The sequence below is a fragment of the Lentilactobacillus sunkii DSM 19904 genome, from assembly GCF_001435575.1.
In the GTDB taxonomy this organism is placed as follows: domain Bacteria; phylum Bacillota; class Bacilli; order Lactobacillales; family Lactobacillaceae; genus Lentilactobacillus; species Lentilactobacillus sunkii.
The window spans coordinates 1-20,358 of sequence record NZ_AZEA01000011.1 but is presented as its reverse complement, the minus strand read 5'-3'; the positions used below and the strand labels follow the sequence as shown (position 1 = coordinate 20,358).

Annotated in this window: 17 protein-coding genes; 10 read left to right on the top strand and 7 right to left on the bottom strand. The window is 42.3% G+C overall.

Annotated elements, in window-relative coordinates; genetic code table 11:
- Positions 1–11: 11 nt before the first annotated feature.
- The 5 genes from FD17_RS07660 to FD17_RS07640 all read left to right on the top strand — a co-directional run bounded on the left by FD17_RS07660 (position 12) and on the right by FD17_RS07640 (position 3,780).
- Positions 12–1,178 carry a phosphoglycerate dehydrogenase gene (locus FD17_RS07660; protein WP_057825258.1) on the top strand — a complete coding sequence of 389 codons (1,167 nt, stop codon included), beginning with the start codon at positions 12–14 and terminating at the stop codon, positions 1,176–1,178.
- 144 nt (positions 1,179–1,322) lie between these two features.
- Positions 1,323–1,751 carry a LytTR family DNA-binding domain-containing protein gene (locus FD17_RS07655; RefSeq protein ID WP_235803193.1) on the top strand — a complete coding sequence of 143 codons (429 nt, stop codon included), beginning with the start codon at positions 1,323–1,325 and terminating at the stop codon, positions 1,749–1,751.
- Entirely contained in the window at positions 1,748–2,197 is a 450-nt protein-coding gene (locus FD17_RS07650) for a DUF3021 domain-containing protein (RefSeq protein ID WP_057825254.1), read from the top strand. The genes FD17_RS07655 and FD17_RS07650 overlap by 4 nt, the downstream gene beginning before the upstream one ends.
- Before the next feature lie 276 nt (positions 2,198–2,473).
- The gene (locus FD17_RS07645; RefSeq protein WP_057825252.1) at positions 2,474–2,788 is read left to right on the top strand and encodes a DMT family transporter; all 315 of its coding nucleotides are present in this window, start codon (positions 2,474–2,476) and stop codon (positions 2,786–2,788) included.
- Positions 2,789–3,228: 440 nt separating this feature from the next.
- Entirely contained in the window at positions 3,229–3,780 is a 552-nt protein-coding gene (locus FD17_RS07640) for an NUDIX hydrolase (RefSeq protein ID WP_057825250.1), read from the top strand.
- 55 nt (positions 3,781–3,835) lie between these two features.
- Here the strand turns inward: FD17_RS07640 and FD17_RS07635 are convergent, their stop codons facing one another.
- Positions 3,836–5,107 carry a dihydroorotase gene (locus FD17_RS07635; protein WP_057825249.1) on the bottom strand — a complete coding sequence of 424 codons (1,272 nt, stop codon included), beginning with the start codon at positions 5,105–5,107 and terminating at the stop codon, positions 3,836–3,838.
- A 21-nt stretch (positions 5,108–5,128) separates the two neighbouring features.
- Positions 5,129–6,076: an aspartate carbamoyltransferase catalytic subunit gene (locus FD17_RS07630; RefSeq protein ID WP_057825247.1), complete on the bottom strand. Its 948-nt coding sequence runs from the start codon at positions 6,074–6,076 to the stop codon at positions 5,129–5,131.
- A gap of 564 nt (positions 6,077–6,640) precedes the next feature.
- Between FD17_RS07630 and FD17_RS07625 the strand changes: the two genes are divergently transcribed.
- From FD17_RS07625 to FD17_RS07610, 3 genes are all read left to right on the top strand, one after another.
- Positions 6,641–7,696 (top strand): carbamoyl phosphate synthase small subunit, encoded by a 1,056-nt coding sequence (locus FD17_RS07625; RefSeq protein ID WP_057825245.1) that lies wholly within the window; start codon positions 6,641–6,643, stop codon positions 7,694–7,696.
- Positions 7,696–10,761 carry a carbamoyl-phosphate synthase large subunit gene (carB, locus tag FD17_RS07620; protein ID WP_057825243.1) on the top strand — a complete coding sequence of 1,022 codons (3,066 nt, stop codon included), beginning with the start codon at positions 7,696–7,698 and terminating at the stop codon, positions 10,759–10,761. The genes FD17_RS07625 and carB overlap by 1 nt, the downstream gene beginning before the upstream one ends.
- 496 nt (positions 10,762–11,257) lie before the next feature.
- Positions 11,258–11,608, top strand: a complete 351-nt coding sequence (locus FD17_RS07610) for a hypothetical protein (RefSeq protein ID WP_057825240.1) — start codon at positions 11,258–11,260, stop codon at positions 11,606–11,608.
- 162 nt (positions 11,609–11,770) lie between these two features.
- Here FD17_RS07610 and lepB read toward each other — a convergent pair whose 3' ends face one another.
- The 5 genes from lepB to FD17_RS07575 all read right to left on the bottom strand — a co-directional run bounded on the left by lepB (position 11,771) and on the right by FD17_RS07575 (position 17,104).
- Positions 11,771–12,364 carry a signal peptidase I gene (gene lepB, locus FD17_RS07605; protein ID WP_057825238.1) on the bottom strand — a complete coding sequence of 198 codons (594 nt, stop codon included), beginning with the start codon at positions 12,362–12,364 and terminating at the stop codon, positions 11,771–11,773.
- A gap of 113 nt (positions 12,365–12,477) precedes the next feature.
- Positions 12,478–12,918 carry a hypothetical protein gene (locus FD17_RS07600; RefSeq protein ID WP_235803192.1) on the bottom strand — a complete coding sequence of 147 codons (441 nt, stop codon included), beginning with the start codon at positions 12,916–12,918 and terminating at the stop codon, positions 12,478–12,480.
- Positions 12,919–13,002: 84 nt separating this feature from the next.
- Positions 13,003–13,440, bottom strand: a complete 438-nt coding sequence (locus FD17_RS07595) for a hypothetical protein (protein ID WP_057825237.1) — start codon at positions 13,438–13,440, stop codon at positions 13,003–13,005.
- 1,409 nt (positions 13,441–14,849) lie between these two features.
- Positions 14,850–15,320 (bottom strand): hypothetical protein, encoded by a 471-nt coding sequence (locus tag FD17_RS07580; RefSeq protein WP_057825231.1) that lies wholly within the window; start codon positions 15,318–15,320, stop codon positions 14,850–14,852.
- Positions 15,321–16,015: 695 nt separating this feature from the next.
- Positions 16,016–17,104, bottom strand: coding sequence for a PTS sugar transporter subunit IIC (locus FD17_RS07575; RefSeq protein ID WP_057825230.1), 1,089 nt, complete (start codon positions 17,102–17,104; stop codon positions 16,016–16,018).
- A gap of 411 nt (positions 17,105–17,515) precedes the next feature.
- Here FD17_RS07575 and FD17_RS07570 point away from each other — a divergent pair, with 411 nt between their 5' ends.
- Both FD17_RS07570 and FD17_RS07565 read left to right on the top strand, forming a co-directional pair.
- A complete protein-coding gene (locus FD17_RS07570; RefSeq protein WP_057825228.1) occupies positions 17,516–18,391 on the top strand; it encodes a DegV family protein in 876 nt (291 codons plus the stop codon).
- 81 nt (positions 18,392–18,472) lie between these two features.
- Positions 18,473–20,320 carry a hypothetical protein gene (locus tag FD17_RS07565; protein WP_057825226.1) on the top strand — a complete coding sequence of 616 codons (1,848 nt, stop codon included), beginning with the start codon at positions 18,473–18,475 and terminating at the stop codon, positions 20,318–20,320.
- Positions 20,321–20,358 lie beyond the last annotated feature (38 nt).

Here is a 20,358-nt window from a genome sequence, read left to right as displayed (position 1 = left end):
GGGGAATTCACATGTATCAAGTAAAAACATATAACGCCATCGCCCAAGCCGGCTTAGACCGGTTCACTGATAACTACCAAATCAACAAAACGGATGATGCCGATGCTTATCTGATTCGCTCGGTTAATCTTCATGACCAAAAATTTCCTAAAAGCTTAAAGGTCATTGCGAGAGCCGGCGCCGGCTTTAACAACATCCCGTTGGACCAGGCAACCAAAAACGGAACGGCTGTCTTCAACACACCGGGAAGTAACGCCAATGCTGTGAAGGAATTGATCATCGCCTTACTGGTATCATCATCACGAAATCTGTTTGCTGCTGCTGATTACGCTGCCCATAACAGTGGAGCCGATATTTCGCTTCGGACTGAAAAGGACAAAACCAAGTTCAAAGGAACTGAATTAACCGGCCGGACTTTGGCTGTGATCGGTGTCGGTCACGTCGGTTCACTGGTTGCCAATGCTGCCAGCGCCCTTGGTATGAAAGTCATTGGTTACGATCCTTACTTATCAGCCGATGCCGCATGGCATATTTCGACCACCATCACTCGTGCCAATACACTTGGAGAAGCCCTTCAACAAGCGGATTACGTGACTGTGCACGTGCCAAAGAACGAAGAAACCACCGGCCTGATCGGACCCGAACAGATGGAAATCATGAAAGACGGCGTCAAGTTGTTCAATTATTCTCGTGACGGGATCGTTGATAACGAAGCCGCTGTCGACTATTTAGATGCTCGAAAAATCAAAACCTACTATACTGATTTCGGTGAAAATATTTTATTGAATCGCGAAGACGTTGTTGTGACCCCTCATATTGGCGGCTCAACCCTTGAAGCTGAAGCCAATGGAGCTACTCAAGGGGCCAACACCATCATGACCTATTTGGAAACCGGAAATATTCAAAACTCGGTTAATTTACCAAATCTCCAGGTGCCGTTTAACACCCCTTATCGCCTCACACTGATTCATAAGAACATCCCCAACATGGTTGGTCAAATTGCCACTTTGCTGGCAGATGCGGACATTAACATTGAAGGAATGAGCAACGCAGCCCGAGATGGCGTTGCCTACACCATTGTCGATTTAGACGATCTCAAGAACGAGGAAGAACACAAGTTGGTTGACCGGCTTGGGAAAATTGACGCGGTGTATCGAGTACGGGTACTGCAGAAATAGTTTTCAATAGTTGAACCGGTGGATGGCTGATGTCATCCATTTTTTGTGCCATCTATCGCTTATAACTGCCACCTGTCCAAAATAGATACTAATCTGATGCATCAAACTATATGATTAACATAAGAGGTGAGGGTAATGGAGGTTATGGTAAAAATTATTCAAGGGTTAAGCCCTAATACAGTCGAACTCGGAGTAAGAAACAAAGACTCCCAGATCGATAAAATTATTTCATTCATCAAAGGACAGGAAGTTGCACGGATTGTTGGTAAGAAAGGTGACCGTAACCAATATGTGCCCCTTGATATTTGTGTTTCATTTTATGCAAATCAGAAAAAGGTATATGTATCGACGGTCGACCAAGCAACTTTTACAGTCAATAATCGGCTCTATGAACTGGCTGATAATCTGCCTCGTAACTTTGTCCGTATTTCAAATAACGAGATTATTAATTTGAACTTTGTATCTGAATTTCAACTCTCAAAGTCAGGGATTATCCTTATTTATTTCAAAAACGGGACACAAACCAGTTCATCGAGAAGATACTTGAAACAGGTAAAGGAGCGATTAATATGATAAAGAAAGTCATAAATAACGCTGTTATTGGGATTGTTGGCGGTGTATTTATCGGTTTCATGATTTCACTGATACTTTCATATGCAAGCGGCTCAACAACATATTATCCATCTTCAATGGAATTTGTTTCTAGATTTCATGGAACGCTGACAGCAACTGTTACCTCAGCAGTCCTTTGGGGGTTGATCGGCGTTGTTTCTGCAGTAAGTTCTTTGATCTTCACTGATACAGACTGGAGTATTGTCAAAATGACGGTCATTCATTTTTCACTGACTTACTTCATTTGTCTTCCACTCGCATTCTTAGCTGGATGGTTTTCATTTAACTTTGGTTCATTCGTCAGTTTCACAATTATATGGATCATCTTATACACAATTATGTATTTCACAAGTATGATTGCGGCTCGAAAAGAAGTAGCTGCGGTGAATCAGAAGTTAAAAAATTAATCTTCACTATACTTGATTCTTGTCCCAACAGACTATAAGTTAAAACATGAATTTTAGTGATTATCATGAACGACGGCAATATTAGCGAGTATCGTCGTGAACATCATTCGGTCATCTAATGTGACCCGAGAATTCACTTTCAAATCCAAATGTGCTACACTAATATCAACTTCATATTCGACTGCCACCGGGCAGCAACTTTTGGTACTTTTTACAATTCCGTTAGGTCATAGAAGGAATTGTGAGGGGTACCCTTTTTCTTTAGGAGGATTTTTTATGAATTGGGTATATTTGGTTATTGCAGGGATCTTTGAGGTTGTCTGGGCAACCGCGATGAAATACAGTCATGGATTTACCAACCTAACCCCTTCAATCGTCACCATTGTAGGCATGCTAATCAGTTTCTTCCTGTTGGCACACGCCACGAAAACACTACCGCTGAGTATCGCCTACCCGGTTTGGACGGGAATTGGTGCCGTTGGAACCGTCATCGCTGGCATCATTTTATTCGGCGACAAGATCTCTCCCATTACCTGGGGATTTGTGATCTTACTGTTGGTTAGTATTGTTGGCATTAAAGTGACTAGCTAAGAACAGTTTGGACTTGATGAGTAGGCAAAATATGGTAAAATGAACCTTGTAATAGGTGTATATCTTTTCACACCCGACCTCGTCAATCGGGTACACTTAAGCCGCGGAGTTGCGGCTTTTTTAATACACAAAAAATGAAGCTCTGATTCGTCATATCAGAGCTCCATCGTCTATTTTCGCCTCGTATGTCTACCAGACGGCCGATAAGAGTGTTTCCCGATAGGCTCATTCATCATTAGATTCAATAACCATTTCCAATAACTAAGTATGCCATGGGTAAACAAATTACCAGCGACAGCCACCACAGCTGTCAGTAATAGGTATATGTCAGTTCACCGCCCCTGGTCTATATAAAGTTGCCAGCAGCATTAAAATTGTATCATGGTCAATTAATCAGCTGTCAAACACTTTTTTCATCAGACTATAAAGGAGATCACAAAATGTTCAAAACATGGCATCAGTCAGGAAAAATTCTCGATGACAAAAACGTTTATAAGGGCCGTGTCTTCTCGGTTGATCAACTGCACATTCAAACTCCGGATGGTTTAAAGATTGAGCGCGACTTGATTAAAACCGATCCGACAATCACCATTTTAGCTTTGTCGCCCGATGGACAGGTTGTCATGAGCAGTGAATACCGCGCCGGTGTGAACGGTGATTCGGTTTCGTTACCTGCCGGAATTGTTAATCCTGGGGAAACCAGCGAACAGGCAGCTGTCCGTGAACTGAGGGAAGAAACCGGCTACGTTGCGACATCGGTCATCAAGATGACCCGGATTACTTCATCAGAAGGCTTCATGGATCAGTTTGCCGATCTAATGCTCATCAAATTCAACCCGGAAGAACGGGTGCAACGTCATTTTGATAAAGACGAATTCGTGAACAGTGAGTTAGTACCGTTGGATCAAGTGATTGAATGGATCAAAGAAGGCAAAGTCAATACTGCCCAAGCGGTGTCGTCAATTGGTTATTATATGATGTTTATCAAATAAGAAAAAAGCTGCCGTTCACCGAGTTAGGAGTCTCGATGAACCACAGCTTTTTGATTTATTTTGAATAGACGATTTTTCCATCCACCAAGGTCATCACAGTGTCGCCATAAACGGTTTCACCTGTGAATGGTGAATTTTTACCTTTTGATAAGTACTCGCTTTCTTTGATCTCATGTTCATGATTCAAATCAAAGATTGCAATGTCTGCCGGCTGGCCCACTTCGAGGGTGCCGGCATTTTTCATTTTAAACACTGATGCAGGTTTGTTGGTCATCCAGTTGATTAACTGTTCCAAGGTAAATCGACCGGTTTTAACAAATCTGGTGTACAGCATACTGAACGCTGTTTCTGAACCGGTGATACCAAACGATGCAGTCGCAATTGACTGATCCTTGTCTGCTTTGGTATGAGGTGCATGATCGGTTGCAATCATGTCGATAGTCCCATCCAGCAAACCTTTAATAAGTGCTTGGCGGTCATCTTCCCCACGCAGAGGCGGATTCATTTTATACATCGAATTATCTTCTTTGATGTTAGCATCTGATAATAACAGATGATGAGGTGATACCTCCGCAGTAACATTGATACCAGCTTGCTTGGCAGCCCGGATCACGTTAACGGTATGTTTGGATGATGCATGGCAGACATGGTAATGAACGCCGGTTGCTTCTGCGAGAATCACATCTCTGGCAACCTGAGCAGTTTCGCTGACCCATGGCATTTCTTTCATTCCAAGGCGCTTGGCAGCCCCACCATTTAAGACACCACCATAAGTCAGATCATCGTCTTGAACGTGTTCAACGATTGCCATATCGAGCTTGGCTGCCTGCTGCATCGCTTCGTACATTGTGCTGCTCTTTTGAATCCCGTTGCCATCGTTACTAAATGCAAAGGCACCGGCATCTTTTAATGCTTTGAAATCAACCAGTTCATCACCACCACGATTGGTCGTGATGGTCGCATATTGCTTGATGTGGACAGCCCCATCAGATTGGTTCAATTTAATTAAAGCTTCTATATTATTAACTGAGTCTGGAGCCGGGGTAACATTGGGCATTGCACATACGGTGGTAAATCCACCATGAGCAGCTGCATGACTACCGGTTTTAATGGTTTCTTTGTCTTCCTGGCCAGGTTGTCGATAATGAACATGAACGTCAATCAACCCTGCACTGACAAAGTTCCCTTTGGCGTCAATGACATCATTAACCCCATCCCTGGAAATCTCAGGAGCAATCTCTGCCACCTTGTCGTCTTCAATTAAAATATCGCGCTTAACTAATTCTCCATGATCAAGGACTTGTCCGTTAGCAATTATGCGTTTCATCAGTTGAGATTCTCCTCGCTATTAATATTCTTCCTTAATAAGGCCGCGGTTACGAAGCATGCTGGTCATGATTGCCATGCGGACGAATACACCGTTGTGCATTTGTTGGAAGATCCGGGATTTGTCGCATTCAACCAATTCATCGGCGATTTCAACCCCACGGTTAACGGGAGCTGGATGCATGATGATTGATTGTTGTGGCATTCTTGATTCACGTTCGGCAGTTAAACCGTATTGTTCATGATACTTTTCAGCTGAGAAGGAACCATTCTCGTCATCAGCGATTCGTTCGTGCTGAACCCGTAAGAACATCATAACGTCCATTTCTTCTACTAAATCATCGATTGGCATCCATTCGCCGTACTTGGCAAATTCTTTGGTGTACCACTTCTTTGGTCCGCCAAAGTAGACATGAGCGCCAAGCATGGTTAATACTTCCATGTTGGAACGGGCAACTCGTGAATGGGTCAAGTCACCAACGATGGCAACCTTTAATCCTTCAAAATGACCAAACTCTTCATATATAGTCATCATATCGAGCAATGATTGTGATGGATGTTGTCCTGAACCGTCACCACCGTTGGCAATTCCAAGATGGATGTTTGGATCAGCGATTAAGTCTTTGTAGTATTCGTTCTTCTTATCACGGATGGCAACCAAGTCAACACCAATAGCTTGGAATGTCTTAACTGTGTCACTCATTGATTCACCCTTGCTTAATGAACTGTTTGCAGGGTCAAAGTTGACAACTTGAAGCCCTAATTTACGTTCTGCCATTTCAAAGCTGGTGTGAGTTCTTGTGCTGCCTTCAAAGAAAAGGTTGGCGGCGTATACTGGCCGTTTCAATTCAATCTGCTTGCCGGCCTTGAAATCCTGTGCTTCGTGGATAAATGATAAAACATCGTCGGTTGAAAGGTCTTCCATACTTACAACATTTTCAAAACTTACCGGTTTAGTAATCTGCATCATTGTGATTTCCTCCTAAAATTAAAAGCGCCTTGCCATGTTCGCAAAGCGCTCCTTATGTGTAGGGAACCACATTCCAGGACGTTTTGCTCTCACGGGAACAGTTAAATCGTCAATAAGAATCTAGATATGTAACAAAAAACCTCTTCACCGCGTTCGGTAAAGAGGTTTTAGTTTGCCCTGAGTTATCCTCAAGATTCGCCATACCTTCTTAACCTCACGGGGTTAATGTTAAAGGTTCTGTTTGATTACTTAGAATCATATTCTATTTTGGGAGAAAAAACAAGTCTATTTTGAAAAATAATTTTTCAAAATGATTATTTATCCAAATAATCGAATATATTTATAAACAACGTATAACTTATCTATAAGGCCGGTATTTCAGACCATTTTCAGATATTTCATAAATATACACAATTTATTTTATTTGTACATAATTATCCGAATATTGGCTTATATTGCATATTTTTGCTTGACATTTGTTCAAAATACTTCTATCTTAAATAATCAAAAGCGTTAACTGTAAATGTCACATCGTTGCGTAGGAAAATTTGAGGAGGTTCGGACATGAAAAAATATCTAACTCTGGAAAATGGGGATGTCTTCGTTGGTGAAGCTTGCGGAGACCTAGGTGCCGAGATTGACGGTGAACTTGTCTTTACCACCAGCATGACCGGTTACCAGGAAACATTAACCGATCCATCGTACAAAGATCAGATCATCAGCTTCACATATCCATTAATCGGCAACTACGGTATCTCACTGGGAACCAGCCAATCGGACACCGTTCAAGCAGCAGCGGTCATCGTTAAAGAAATGACCGATCAAGTATTTCACTATCAAAGCGTTATCAGCCTCGATGCTTTCTTAAAGCAGTCAAAGGTTCCAGCAATCAGCGGGATTGACACCCGACAGTTAACCAAGATAATTCGCCGCTATGGCACAATGAAGGCCAGCCTGACTAATCAACCAATCGTTGATAAACCTGAAGAACACCAGGCATCAATCATCAAATCAGCCACATTGTCCGCAGGCGACGCCAAAGATGTTGAACACGTTGTAGTCGTTGACTTCGGTGTAAAAGATAACATCGTCAAGTCGCTGCAGCGTCCAGGCGTAGATGTCACTGTTGTTACTCCTGAATCAACATTTGAAGATATTACCAACTTACATCCAACCGGAATTCTGTTATCCAATGGTCCTGGCGATCCAACCGACTATTCCGATTTCCTCCCGGTTATTCAAAAACTCCAAGATAATTTCCCAATATTTGGTATCTGCTTGGGACATCAACTCCTGGCATTGGCAAATGGTGCTAAGACTTACAAGATGACATTCGGTCATCGTGGCATCAATCACCCAGTCAAGAATTTGATCACAGGTGATATCTACATCACCTCACAAAACCATGGTTATGCAGTTGATGTTGACTCCGTTGATGATACACCACTGGAAGTCACAGCTCTTGAAGTTAACGACCAGACATGTGAGGGTCTCCGTTACCCAGGCCGGCCAGTATTCTCAGTTCAATACCATCCTGAAGCTGCACCGGGACCACATGATGCAACTAAGCTGTTTGATAAATTCATCGAAATGATGCACGTAAACGGAGGGGTTCATTAATGCCAAAAAGAGAAGATATTAAAAAAGTATTGATCATCGGCTCAGGCCCAATCGTAATCGGCCAAGCCGCAGAATTTGACTATGCCGGAAGCCAGGCGTGCTTAAGCCTCCGTGAAGAAGGTTATTCAGTTATCCTGGTCAACTCCAACCCTGCCACCATCATGACAGATGACGAAATCGCCGACAAAGTCTACTTGGATCCATTAACCGTTCCAAGTCTGAAGAAAATTATCAATAAAGAGCACCCCGACGCAATCCTGCCGACTTTGGGCGGCCAAACCGGTTTGAACCTGGCCGTTGAACTCAGTAAAGACGGCATCTTGGACCAACTCGGAATCGAACTTTTGGGTACCAGCTTACAAACCATCAACGAAGCCGAAGACCGTGAGAAGTTCAAGGATTTGATGGAGGAATTACACCAACCAATCCCTGATTCAAAGACCGTGTACGACCTTCAAGACGGCTTGGACTTTGCCCACCAAATCAATTACCCGGTTATTATTCGTCCTGCATACACTTTAGGCGGAACCGGTGGTGGAATTGCCCACAACGACGACGAAATGAAGACCATTTTGAACCGCGGCTTAACCATGTCACCTTCAACCGAGTGTCTGGTTGAAAAGAGTATTGCCGGATTCAAAGAAATCGAATTTGAAGTGATGCGTGATCACCATGGCAGTTCAATTATTGTCACTGGTATGGAAAACTTCGATCCCGTTGGAATTCATACAGGCGATTCAATTGTTTTCGCACCCACTCAAACATTGACCGATAAAGAATATCAGCGTCTCCGTGACGCATCATTGACCATCGTCAATGCCCTTAAAATCGAAGGTGGCTGTAACGTTCAGTTGGCTCAGGATCCTAATAGTGAAAACTACTACGTCATCGAAGTCAACCCTCGTGTTAGTCGTTCATCAGCCTTGGCATCCAAAGCAACTGGTTATCCAATTGCTAAGATTGCCGCAAAAATTGCTGTCGGCTTAAACCTAGATGAAATCATGAACCCAATAACGCAAACCACGTTCGCGATGTTTGAACCTGCTCTGGATTACGTCGTTGCTAAGATTCCACGTTTTGCTTTCGATAAATTCACAAACGCCGATCGCAAACTGGGAACTCAAATGAAAGCAACCGGAGAAGTCATGGCAATCGGCAGTACCATTGAAGAGTCACTGCTTAAAGCCGTTCAATCTTTGGAACTTGATCAACAAGCGCAAACCGACCTGATTCCGACTTATACCCGTGAAATGTCAATGGGTGATCTGTTGGAAAAGATCAAGACGCCAACCGACTACCGTTTATTTGAAATCTTTGCCGCCATTGGTAAAGGTGCAACCATTCAACAAATCAACCGCTCGACTCAAATTGATATGTACTTCTTATCCAAACTAGAAAACATTATCAAGATGCAGCAACAGATGACCGACGGTTTATTGAGTGCCGATGAGGTCTTAAAAGCTCGTAAGTTAGGCTTCAACAACACCATGATTAAAGCAATCCACCATGCAACTGACGATCAGTTAGCTAAGTTGGACTCAATGGAAGACCAACACCTCGTCTACAAAATGGTTGATACCTGTGCCGCCGAGTTCGAAAGCACAACGCCTTACTACTATAGTACTGTGGGCAATGAGAACGAAAGTAAGCCGCTTGGTAACAGCATTATCGTTATCGGTGCCGGCCCAATTCGAATCGGCCAAGGTGTTGAATTTGATTACGCCACTGTCCACTGTGTTAAAGCCATTCAAGCCACTGGTTACAATGCCATCATTATTAACAACAACCCTGAGACGGTTTCAACCGACTTCTCAATTTCAGATAAACTCTACTTCGAACCATTGACGATTGATAGCGTCATGAACATCATCAACTTGGAACAGCCAATCGGTGTGATCGTTGAATTCGGTGGTCAAACTGCTATCAACCTGACTGAAGGCCTAACTCAACATGGTGTTTCAATTCTCGGCACTTCGCTTCACGGAATCGAACAAACCGAAGACCGTCATCAATTCGAAGAACTATTGATTGATCAAAATATTGCTCATCCAAAGGGTAATACCGCAACCAACGCTCCTGAAGCGCTGAAGATTGCCAACAAGCTCGGTTACCCGGTATTGGTACGTCCAAGCTTCGTCCTTGGTGGTAAAGGAATGGCCGTTGTCCACAACGATGACGAGCTGAACGAATACCTTATCCCCGCCCTCAAGAACAGCCATGGTGAACCAATCCTGATTGACCAATATATCCCTGGTACTGAATGTGAAGTTGACATCCTCAGTGACGGAAATGAAGTCTTCGTGCCCGGTATCATGGAACATCTCGAAGGTGCCGGCATTCATTCCGGTGATTCAATTGCGATGTATCCACCACAGACGTTGACTGAAGACCAAAAGCAAAAAATCGTTGCCATCGCAACTAAGATTGGTAAACAGGTTCATGCGGTGGGAATGATGAACATTCAATTTATCGTTGCTGACGAAGTGTACGTCATCGAAGTGAATCCACGGGCATCAAGAACCGTGCCATTCATGAGTAAGATCGTTAAGCTGCATTTGGCACAGTTGGCAACTCAACTGATTCTTGGCAAATCACTCGATGAACTCGGCTTAAAGCCAGGCTTGCATCCTGAACCAGCCAAGGTTTATGTTAAAGCCCCAGTCTTCTCATTCGCCAAATTACCAGGTGCCCCAACTGCCCTGAGTCCAGAAATGAAGTCAACCGGAGAAGATATCGGCTCTGGCGACAACCTCCAGGAATCGCTGCATAATGCGCTGTTTGACAGTTATCACATTGACACCAATAACTTAAGTGGTGATGTTCTCCTGTCAGAATTTGACGCTAAAAATGCCAGCTTAGTCGACCAGCTTAAAGGCGGCGGTTTCGGTATTCAGACCTACCATCAAGGGATGGAATGGCCAGACAACCTTGCCTTTGTCCTGAGTTCAGAAGATGAAACCACTGATCAAAAACAACTTGTTGCAAATGCTTTAAGTCACCAAGTTCCAGTGTTTACCGCACAGGATACAGTAATGGGTGTGTTTCAACCGCAACTAATTAAATAAGTTTTTTGAAATGACAAAGCACCCTTGGAGTTGAATGCTCCAAGGGTGCTTTACTGTTTCATTTATCTTTTCTTACTATTACGATCTTTAAAATAGACTTGATAGATTCCAATTCCAAAAGAAATAATAAATAGCCCACCAAATATTGCCGGCACTATAATCATGTCGCTATCAAACAAATTAGCAGGCACATCATTAAAATACGAAGCGGACACGAGTTGGAAGAATTGCAACAGGAATGTTGTAAATAGTCCGAAGCTCAGAAAAATTGCAGATATTCGAATATATTGCATAAGATACCTTCTTTATTTGAAATTTGACTTTACATTTTAGTTTGACATACAAAAAGTTGAATTTCAATATAATAAATGACGGATTAACTTGTGAATTCCAAGATAGAAAAGTCAAAAGTCCAATCGCTTGCCCTCCCCTGCCAAACGCGGTTCAATGAACTTGAATTAAAAATGACCGTTACTGATTTAGGGGAGGTAATGATATGTTAGACGTTATCAAATCATTGGATCGATTAACTTGGAACACACAGCACCACTTTGCCCACATTGAGGCCCAACACGACTTCATCCGGGCATGGGCAATTCAGTTCGAACTTGGCTACACCGATGTCCGCGTTGTCCAAATGGCTTTGCAGTTGGATGGCGAGCATCACGACTTACTGCAGAAATTCACCGCAGCCTATGAGAAAGTATATGATTATGAATATGCTTTCGTAGCCGGTGGCTTGGAAGGCTTCAACGAAAAGTATGGCGATAAGATTGAGGATTACCGTGATGCAGCCAATGAATTCCTAGGTTTGATTGATCAAGTACGTGCCTTAAACGGTAAATAAGTAAGTAAAACAAAAACGGAGTCGTGAACAAAACTAACATTTTGTTCACGACTCCGTTGTATTTTTCTGTTTATATAGCCAGAACGTGTTCCAAAAGGCTGCTTCCTATGCATAACCTACTTGGCGGAAGCAAAACCGCCTTTTCTCACACTCCCGTTTTTATTATCCATAGTTATTAATCTCACTACGATTCGAATCCCACGGGAACGTGTACACCACACCTTCCATGTGCGATTTCGGTACAAAGCCCCAGTAGCGGCTATCATAAGAAATGTTTCGATTATCCCCCATCACAAAATAATGGCCTTTTGGAACCACGGCGGTTTGCTTGCCTTTATTCCACTTCTTCGAGAGGATCGACAGATTAAAGCCGTTGTCATCCACGTTGCTCAATGTACCGGTGGTCTGCTGCTGACGGGAAATGAATGGCTGCTTAATATATTTACCGTTCACATACAAATGGCCCGTCTTGGTATAAGTGATCCTGTCACCGGGAATCCCAATAACTCGCTTTACAAATTCTGTCTTCGGGTTGGTATCCGGCGCTAATTTATACGCGTTGAACACAACCACCGACAGACGCTTAATCGGCTTTGTTTTTAAAATCACCACATGCTCGTTGTTCTGTAAATTGGGCATCATCGAGTCCCCATCAACTCGAACTGGTGAAATAATGTAAGTCTTAAGGAGCAGTGCCAGTCCCAGCCCAATCACAATTGGCAGGATCCAGCTGAAGATACTTTTGATAATTCTCATCTTTTCCTCCTATATGTGTAGTTAGCATGACTACCAGTCTAATCCCCACCGTATTAAATTTCAATACCTAAAGTAAAGCCCCGGAGCACTATACTCAGGGGCTTTCACTGTAACTAATATCTAATTGGCTTCTTCATCCAAAATTGAATAGTGTTCACAAACTTCCACTTATCATGACCAACTTTCATGTAGTATGTGATAATGGGTGTTTTATGTCCATGTCGAAAAATCAACTTCCGGTAATTGTACTTTGTTTTCAGATAATAACGTTGTGGATTTTTGTAGCGCATCACCATGGTTCTTGAGTGCTTCGCGTACTTGTATTCTACATGCTTGGTATCTTTGAATAAGTCCTGGCGATCGCCCTCAAACTCACCCCAGTTCACAGAATTGTACTTGAGTACCTTTTGTTTAGAAGCATATCCAAGGGAATTCATATCAAGATGCTTCCAGTTAGTGCTGGCAGATGCTGACATCGGAACTAAAACCAACAGAGTAAAGAAAGCGAATAATAACCACTTTAAAGTGATCTTATGTTGTCGAATACCAAACAAGTTCATCATCAACCTTTCATTTAATGGATGATTGTGAATGATGCTCATCCACAATCCGGTAAATCTCAAATTAAACTAACAAGATTAGTACTTAATCGGCTTGACCAACCAGAATCGATAGGTCACCGTGTAAGCCCATTTCTGCTGGCCCAACTTATAGTAGTAGGAATATTCAGGCGTTTTATAGCCATGACCAAGAACAATCTTTTGATAATTATATTTTGACCGAAGCGCCTTATCATGGTTGTTATACCGATAAATCACGGTTCGAGACTTTTTGATGTACCGATACTGAATATGCTTATCGGAGCTAAAGTAAGCTTTTCTATCCCCACCTTCAAAATCTCCCCATCCCGTAGGACTATATTTGATTACCTTGTGCTTATAAGGTTTGCCAAGCATATTTGAATATGCAGGTTTCCATTCCACCCGCGCAGCGGACACTTGATTGGCTCCCAGAATAGCAAGGAGCATAATTACACTGAACACTCCAAAGAATAGCCATCCAGCTAATTTTTTCATACAATTTCCTCTTTTCCAGTTAAAAACTCATCATTTGAATCGTACCCTTTCTTATACGGGATCGTATACACAGGCTGATGAATAGCACGACTTTGAACCTTGGTATACTTCGGATCACATTTAATTGCAGTCACGGGATGACCATGGATTAAAATCCGTACCCGAATGGACTACAGCAGCAATACCACGAGAATGCAGAAGGCTAAAAAGGCCCCCAGTACTCTAAACATCCTACTTAAGTATTTGTTCAATTTTGTCTCTTCTTCTCACATAATACTAATTAATTCGATGACATGGCTTCACATCATATCATTAGCAATCGACGCATAATGAAAATCCAGGATGAGTTCACTTTGAACTGAAATATCTCGGTCGACCCAACTTTATATGCATACTTGCTTGAGATCGTATACACATTGTCGCTAAGTGCCCTACAGCCATCTTTTCTATGCTTTGGGTTACATTTGATGGCAGACATTGGACGGCCATCAATAATCATCCTAGTTCTAATAGCATTTTTAGTGGACAATGACATTCCACTCAGGTCAAAGACAGTGATGATGGCAAATGTTATCACAAGTTTTGTCAAAATGTACCCCATCTTTCTTGTGCTGAAGAAGATGATTACACCTACATTTCGACTGAACAGATATTCACAAGCTGACATATCCCGTGCCTGTGTTGGTAATCGACATTACTGATTTGTTTCAGCAGTGAGATTCAAATGCGGTTCTAAACGTCTCTTAAATCTGTTTCTTGTATTGACTTTGCCCCCCTAAAGAACTATACCATTTACGGATGGACTTAAAATATTCAACTTCCTTAATAATGGGGCTTTAGATACAAATTAATAAGTATGAGGAGAATTGAGAATAATGAAATGCAAGAAATATCTTAATAACATTTTGAATAAGATCTGCACCTATAAAGTAACTGCAGATCGTATCAGTTCTTGGGCTTTTTATATTCTTCTCGTACTTTTTTTTAGTATTGCGTTAAACACTAACCTGTCATTACTTGAATATTGGTTGGGTCTTTTATTCACATTTGGGCTAATCTGGCTGTTCCAACCCGGAACCCGAATTAATAAAAAGATTTTGAGCCTCTTTAATAGACATAACAATCATCCAGATAACTAATCCGTCATTTTTTGCCGTCTGGGTATTGTAATACGTACATATATTTACTTAAAACCTTGTTGTAATTGATTAATACACAAAACGAGAACCGCACAGAAAGTTATCCGCGATATCAGTGTGATCCAAGAAGTGCTACTTTGTCACATAACTTTCTCGACATCTTACACCTAGTACTGAAACTCGAAGGATTTAATCGGACTGCTCTAACTCGATGACTGATTCAAAACCAAATGATATTCGATTGGACAGAACAAAGAAGTTAGAAAAAGCTCATTTATAGTCTTGTAAAAACAGGCCTTTGGAAATTTTTTTAGCAATACTGTTTACATAGTCTTTAGGGAGCCCTTTTGGTGTTTGCCCTTTATTCAGGATAGTGTAACCAATGTGGATTTGTGAGTTAGCTTTATTAGCGCGGACAAACCACCACACATTTTTTCTTACATTCGTTTCATAATCACCGATTAATATATAACCAGTATGAAATTTCATATAGACCATATGATTTGCCATAATTTTCTTGCCATCATGGTTAAAAAGAGAAAAGGTGTCCTTCGTACCATGGTAGTAATTCAAAGCTGTCCTGATCTTGTGCGGCTCCTGAGTCTCCCAGTATGTATCGACTAGTGCTTTTGGCATTCCAACTTTTGTATCGCTAGCATATGCAACTCCTGAGGTCATCACTAAGAATAACACTATAACAGAAACCGTATATAGAATGATTCTTGTCGTTCTTTTAAACATCTTATAATCTTCTCGTAACTGAAAGTATTCCGTTAAACTTCATTTAGAATAACTGATTGAGGCTCTGTGCTTGCCCAGAAATAGAATTACTTTCGTAAATTCTACTAATTCCCGAACCAAATGATTCATTTTCATCATTCATTCCCCCAAAATTATAATTTTCTCTCGGGTTACTTTTATTGAACCCATTTCTGGTTATAGCACTTTACAAATAGATTACAAGACCTTGTTCAATTGGTAACGGCATGTTGGAATGGGTTTTCATTTTTTCTTCCATATGCGAAGAANAACCCATTTCTGGTTATAGCACTTTACAAATAGATTACAAGACCTTGTTCAATTGGTAACGGCATGTTGGAATGGGTTTTCATTTTTTCTTCCATATGCGAAGAATCAACAAAAGGAGAAAAATATTTGAAGAATTTTCTCACAATTATTTCGAAAAACAATTAACAAGCTACACTAACAGAACTAATCTAATTTCTTGGGAATAAAATCACGTCTGTCAATGGGGAGCCAAAATATCCAGCTATTCATTACCAGCATTACACTGCTACCCCAGTTTCCAAAGTCACAGCAATTGTGCATTAAACGTCAATAATTATAATATACAAAATAGAAGCCCCAGAGCATTTTTTGCTCCAGGGCTTCTATTTGTTATTGATTTTATATTATTAATAGTAGGTAGTAATAGACTAAACAATTTCAAGATGCAACTGTTGATCCTTAACCCAGTGCATTGCGAGAAGAACTCTGTAAAGCACAATTGAGATAACGGCAGGAACAACAATTCCCATTACCAGATAAGCAACAAACATGTTCATGTTGGTTGAGGCGAGGTTAAGTGGGGCGATAAATGAGTTCAAGCCAAGTCCGCCTAATGTATAAGGGACCTTGAAGCCGAAGAACATTGTCGCGATTGGAGCAGCCACCACAGCGGCGGTCATTGAAGGAAGTGCAAGCCGTGGATTTGCTAATAAGTTAGGGAACTGAACTTTTGGTGTGATGAATCCTTGAGCGATGTTTGCACCAATGTTGTTTTGTCTCCATGAGATGATGGTAAAACCAACAAATTGAGCGGTGGTTCCGATCAATGCTGCCCCTGATGACAATGGATCAAGCATAACGGCAACCGCCAGGGCGGCTGATGAAGCTGGTGTCATCAAGAAGATTGACCAAGCTAAAGCAACAGCCATTGAACCCAAGACAGGGTTAACTTGCATAGATTGTGCGATAAATGCACTTAACCAGTTAAGTGCTGGGGTTGTGATACTTGCAAGACCTAATCCGGCGATTGAACCAACTAAAGTTGCGGCAAGTGGTACCAACATCATATCAAGTGGTGTCTTACCGGTTAAATACTTACCGACTAATGCGGCAATTAATCCAGCGGCAACGGCACTGATAGGTTGACCAGTTGTGAAGACACCGGTTCCGGCTGCTTGTGCCATTTGGTTACCAGTGGCAGTTGCTGCGTGAACACCGGATGAAATGAAGTAAACGGCGTTGGCGCCAACGGTCGAGGCGATCATGGAACTAAACAGGACCAGTGTATTTGTTTTTAATTGAGATGCTACAGCAGCACCAAATGCTGGTGCAAGTAACCATTGAGCAATTGCACCGACTTGGTGTAATTGTGGCCAATTGACGAAGTTGGCAATGGTTTGGGTTAAAAGTCCGACCCCTAACATAACTAGGACGGCGTTTGAAACCCCTGCTGAAACTAAGTATACGTAATCTTTAACTGTCAGCTTATCTGCTGGCTTATTTGCTTCTGTATCCATTGGCATTACCTCGCTTTTTTCTATAATTATAATTGCATGAGAAAATAATGATAAAAATGAAATTGTTATCATTTAAACATCCTTCCACGACGATGTCAACACCCATTTTAGAAAAGATTGATTTAAAAAACATTTAATGCCATATACCACTTTTAAGGTAAGCGGTAGCAATATCGATTAAACCAACATTATATGGTTTAGACAGATTGCTTCAAAATATCTACCATTAAAGTGAATATTAATTTTATCCGTGAAGAAATAACGCTCATTTTTACAGTCATTTCCATTAGAGAACAATCAGATTCTTGTCATCTATTATCTTCCCACCTCAATTCACAACCCATTGCGGCATGGCCTATCACACCATATGCTATAATCGATTTAATAATAGGAAGATCTGGAGATGAAATCATGAGCAAAATCGCAATTGTTACCGATAGTACGGCCAGCCTTTCTGAAGACGAAGTGAAAAAGTTGGGAAATGTGACTGTCGTTCCCATTGTTGTCAACATGAACGGTAATACCTATCGTGAGGGCATTGATATTACCAACAATCAATTCTACTCGGCACTGGCAAAGGTTAAAAAGCTGCCGACGACCGCGCCGCCAACCCCGATGGAGATGCTGAAAGTGTATGATCAGCTGGCTAACCAAGGCTACGATGACATCATCAGCATTCATTTAACATCCGGAATTACCGGATTTGTGAATAATCTTAAGACAGTGGTCCGCGGTTACTCAAACGCCAAAGTCACCGTCTATGATTCCCACATCACTGTTGAACCACTGGGCTATTTGGTTAAATACGCATCATTGTTGGCTAATAAAGGAAAATCCGTTGAAGAAATCCTTAAAAGCTTGGATGATGTTCGGGCAACCATTGATGAATACTTTGTCGTTGATGATTTGAAGAACTTGGTAACCGGCGGGCGACTGACCAACGCCGCCGCATTTGCTGGTGGCCTGCTCCGGATTAAGCCGATTTTAACTTTGAACGATAAATACCAGATCGAAGCGATTGGCAAGATTCGCACCATGAAAAAGGCGCTCCAATATTTAGATGATGAATTTAACAAGCAGTATCAGAAGTTGGATTATCCAATCCACGTCATGATGACTGGGACAAACAACTTACCTGCGATCACCAAATGGTGCGAGTCAGTCAAGCCAAAGTATCCAAATGCCAGCTTCCAGGTTGGGCAAATAGGGCCGGTTGTCGGTACCCATTTAGGTGCCAATGCATTTGTTATTCTCTGGTGTAAACAAGTCCCTGAATTAAAGGTTTGAAAGCGGTTAGGAGTTGGGACTTGAGTAAGGTATAATAATCTTAATACCCAAACTATTAAGCGTATTGAAGGGAGAAATTTCATGCTTAGTTATTTTGCGCTCATTACCCTGGTTAAGCTGTCAGGTTTGCTGATTCCATTTATCTGGCTGCTGGTAATCGCTGACCGCCGGGGTCGACTGTTCGGGACGTTAGCCATCGTGCTGATGTTCATCGTCAGTTATGTCAACACATACTTTAATTTACCGGATCTTGCCTATCCATCCCTAATCGATGGCTGGCTGATGTGGTTTATCTTCGGAATGATTGTGGTAACGGCGCTTCGCCGATTCCTATATTCACCAAACGCCGAAGTAGCCCGTTCATCACAAGCCGGCGGCGCCGGGATTGTCAGTCAAGTCGTTCAACGCTTTACCGGCGCATTCGGCTGGCTGGGTAAAATTGCCATGGTTGTCGTTATGGCCGTCATCGTCTTCATTATCCTGGGAAGTATCACTTCTCTGGTAACCACGATGAATCCACGACCTGCCGTTCAATCAATCAAAACCGATATGAACGACGATACCAAGGGTGCACCAATGCCGGTTATCAAGAACAGTGCGGAAACACCAGTGGTTAACGCACCCCAGACAATTTCCACCGATATGAACAACTCGCTGAACAGTTTTAAGAATTCCAACGTTTACGATTTAAATCACATGCGGGTTCAGATGTACAAAGGCAAAATGGTTTACGTTGCCCCCGTTGAATTCTCAGGTGGCTTCTGGCGTTACATTCACTACTTGAAAGTCCCTGGTTACTTCAGGACAAATGCCACAGATAAAAATGCCGATCCTAAATTTGTTGCCAAGCCAATGAAGTACACACCAAGTGCTTACTTCAATAACGATGCCGATCGTCGAATCAGTGCCCACAGCTTGGGTTACTCAATGGTCGGAGCAACTGCTCAGTTGGAAATTGACGACAACGGAACACCTTACTATGTCCGGACTTTAGCAAAACCAATTTCATATATTAACCGAAATTACGATTTCAAAAACTATAAAGTAGCGGTATTGAATACCATTACCGGTAAAGTCAAAGTCTACTCACCAAAACAGGTTCCGAAGTTCGTCGATATTGCCGTTACGCCGGAATTTGTCAGCAAAGAGGTTTCCTTATTCGGCCGCTACCGTCACGGATTCTGGAACGCTACCAGCTTCGGTGGCCACAGTGGCGTTATGAAGCCCACCACTGCCGGAACTGAAGGTGGCGACAAGTTAACCCCTTATGCGTATAAAGGTCGGGTTTACTACTTCACTGGAATGACCAGTGTCAACGAACACCAGAGTTCCATTCTGGGTTACACGTTCGTGGATGCTCGGACCAACACCTTGCATTACTACCGTGAACATGGAAACGTCATGACGCCTGAACGGGCAATCTCTTACGCCCAACAGGATATCAACCCACAGAACTATCGCGGAACGCTACCATTGCTGTATCGAATCAATGGTGATCCAACCTGGGTTGTTTCCATGCTTGACCGAGATAATAATTCATTCATGAAATACGTTTATCTTCTGGCAGATGGTAATAACCAAAGCGGGACTTACGCAATTGGTGATGACGCTCAAAGCACCCTGGCTCTCTTCGAACAACGAGTTGAAGCTAAGACCGGCGTTGCGGCAACTATCCCAACTGGAAAGACCGTCAACGGAACCATCAACCGAATCGTTCGGACCGATGACAGTCTGATGTTTATCTTGAAGAACAACAACCAAGTCTACAAGATGGATACAACTGCCAAGAACTTTAACCCATTACTCCAGTTCATCGCTGAAGGTGACCGGGTAAGCTTTAAAGCCGAAGCAGCCGGTGGAAATGGCCTTGCGACAGCGAACGTTTCACTTTCAACATTTAAAGATACTGCATTAACAGCTAAGAAATAGATCCACGAAAAAAGGGGCTGGGACAAAAGTCCCAGTTA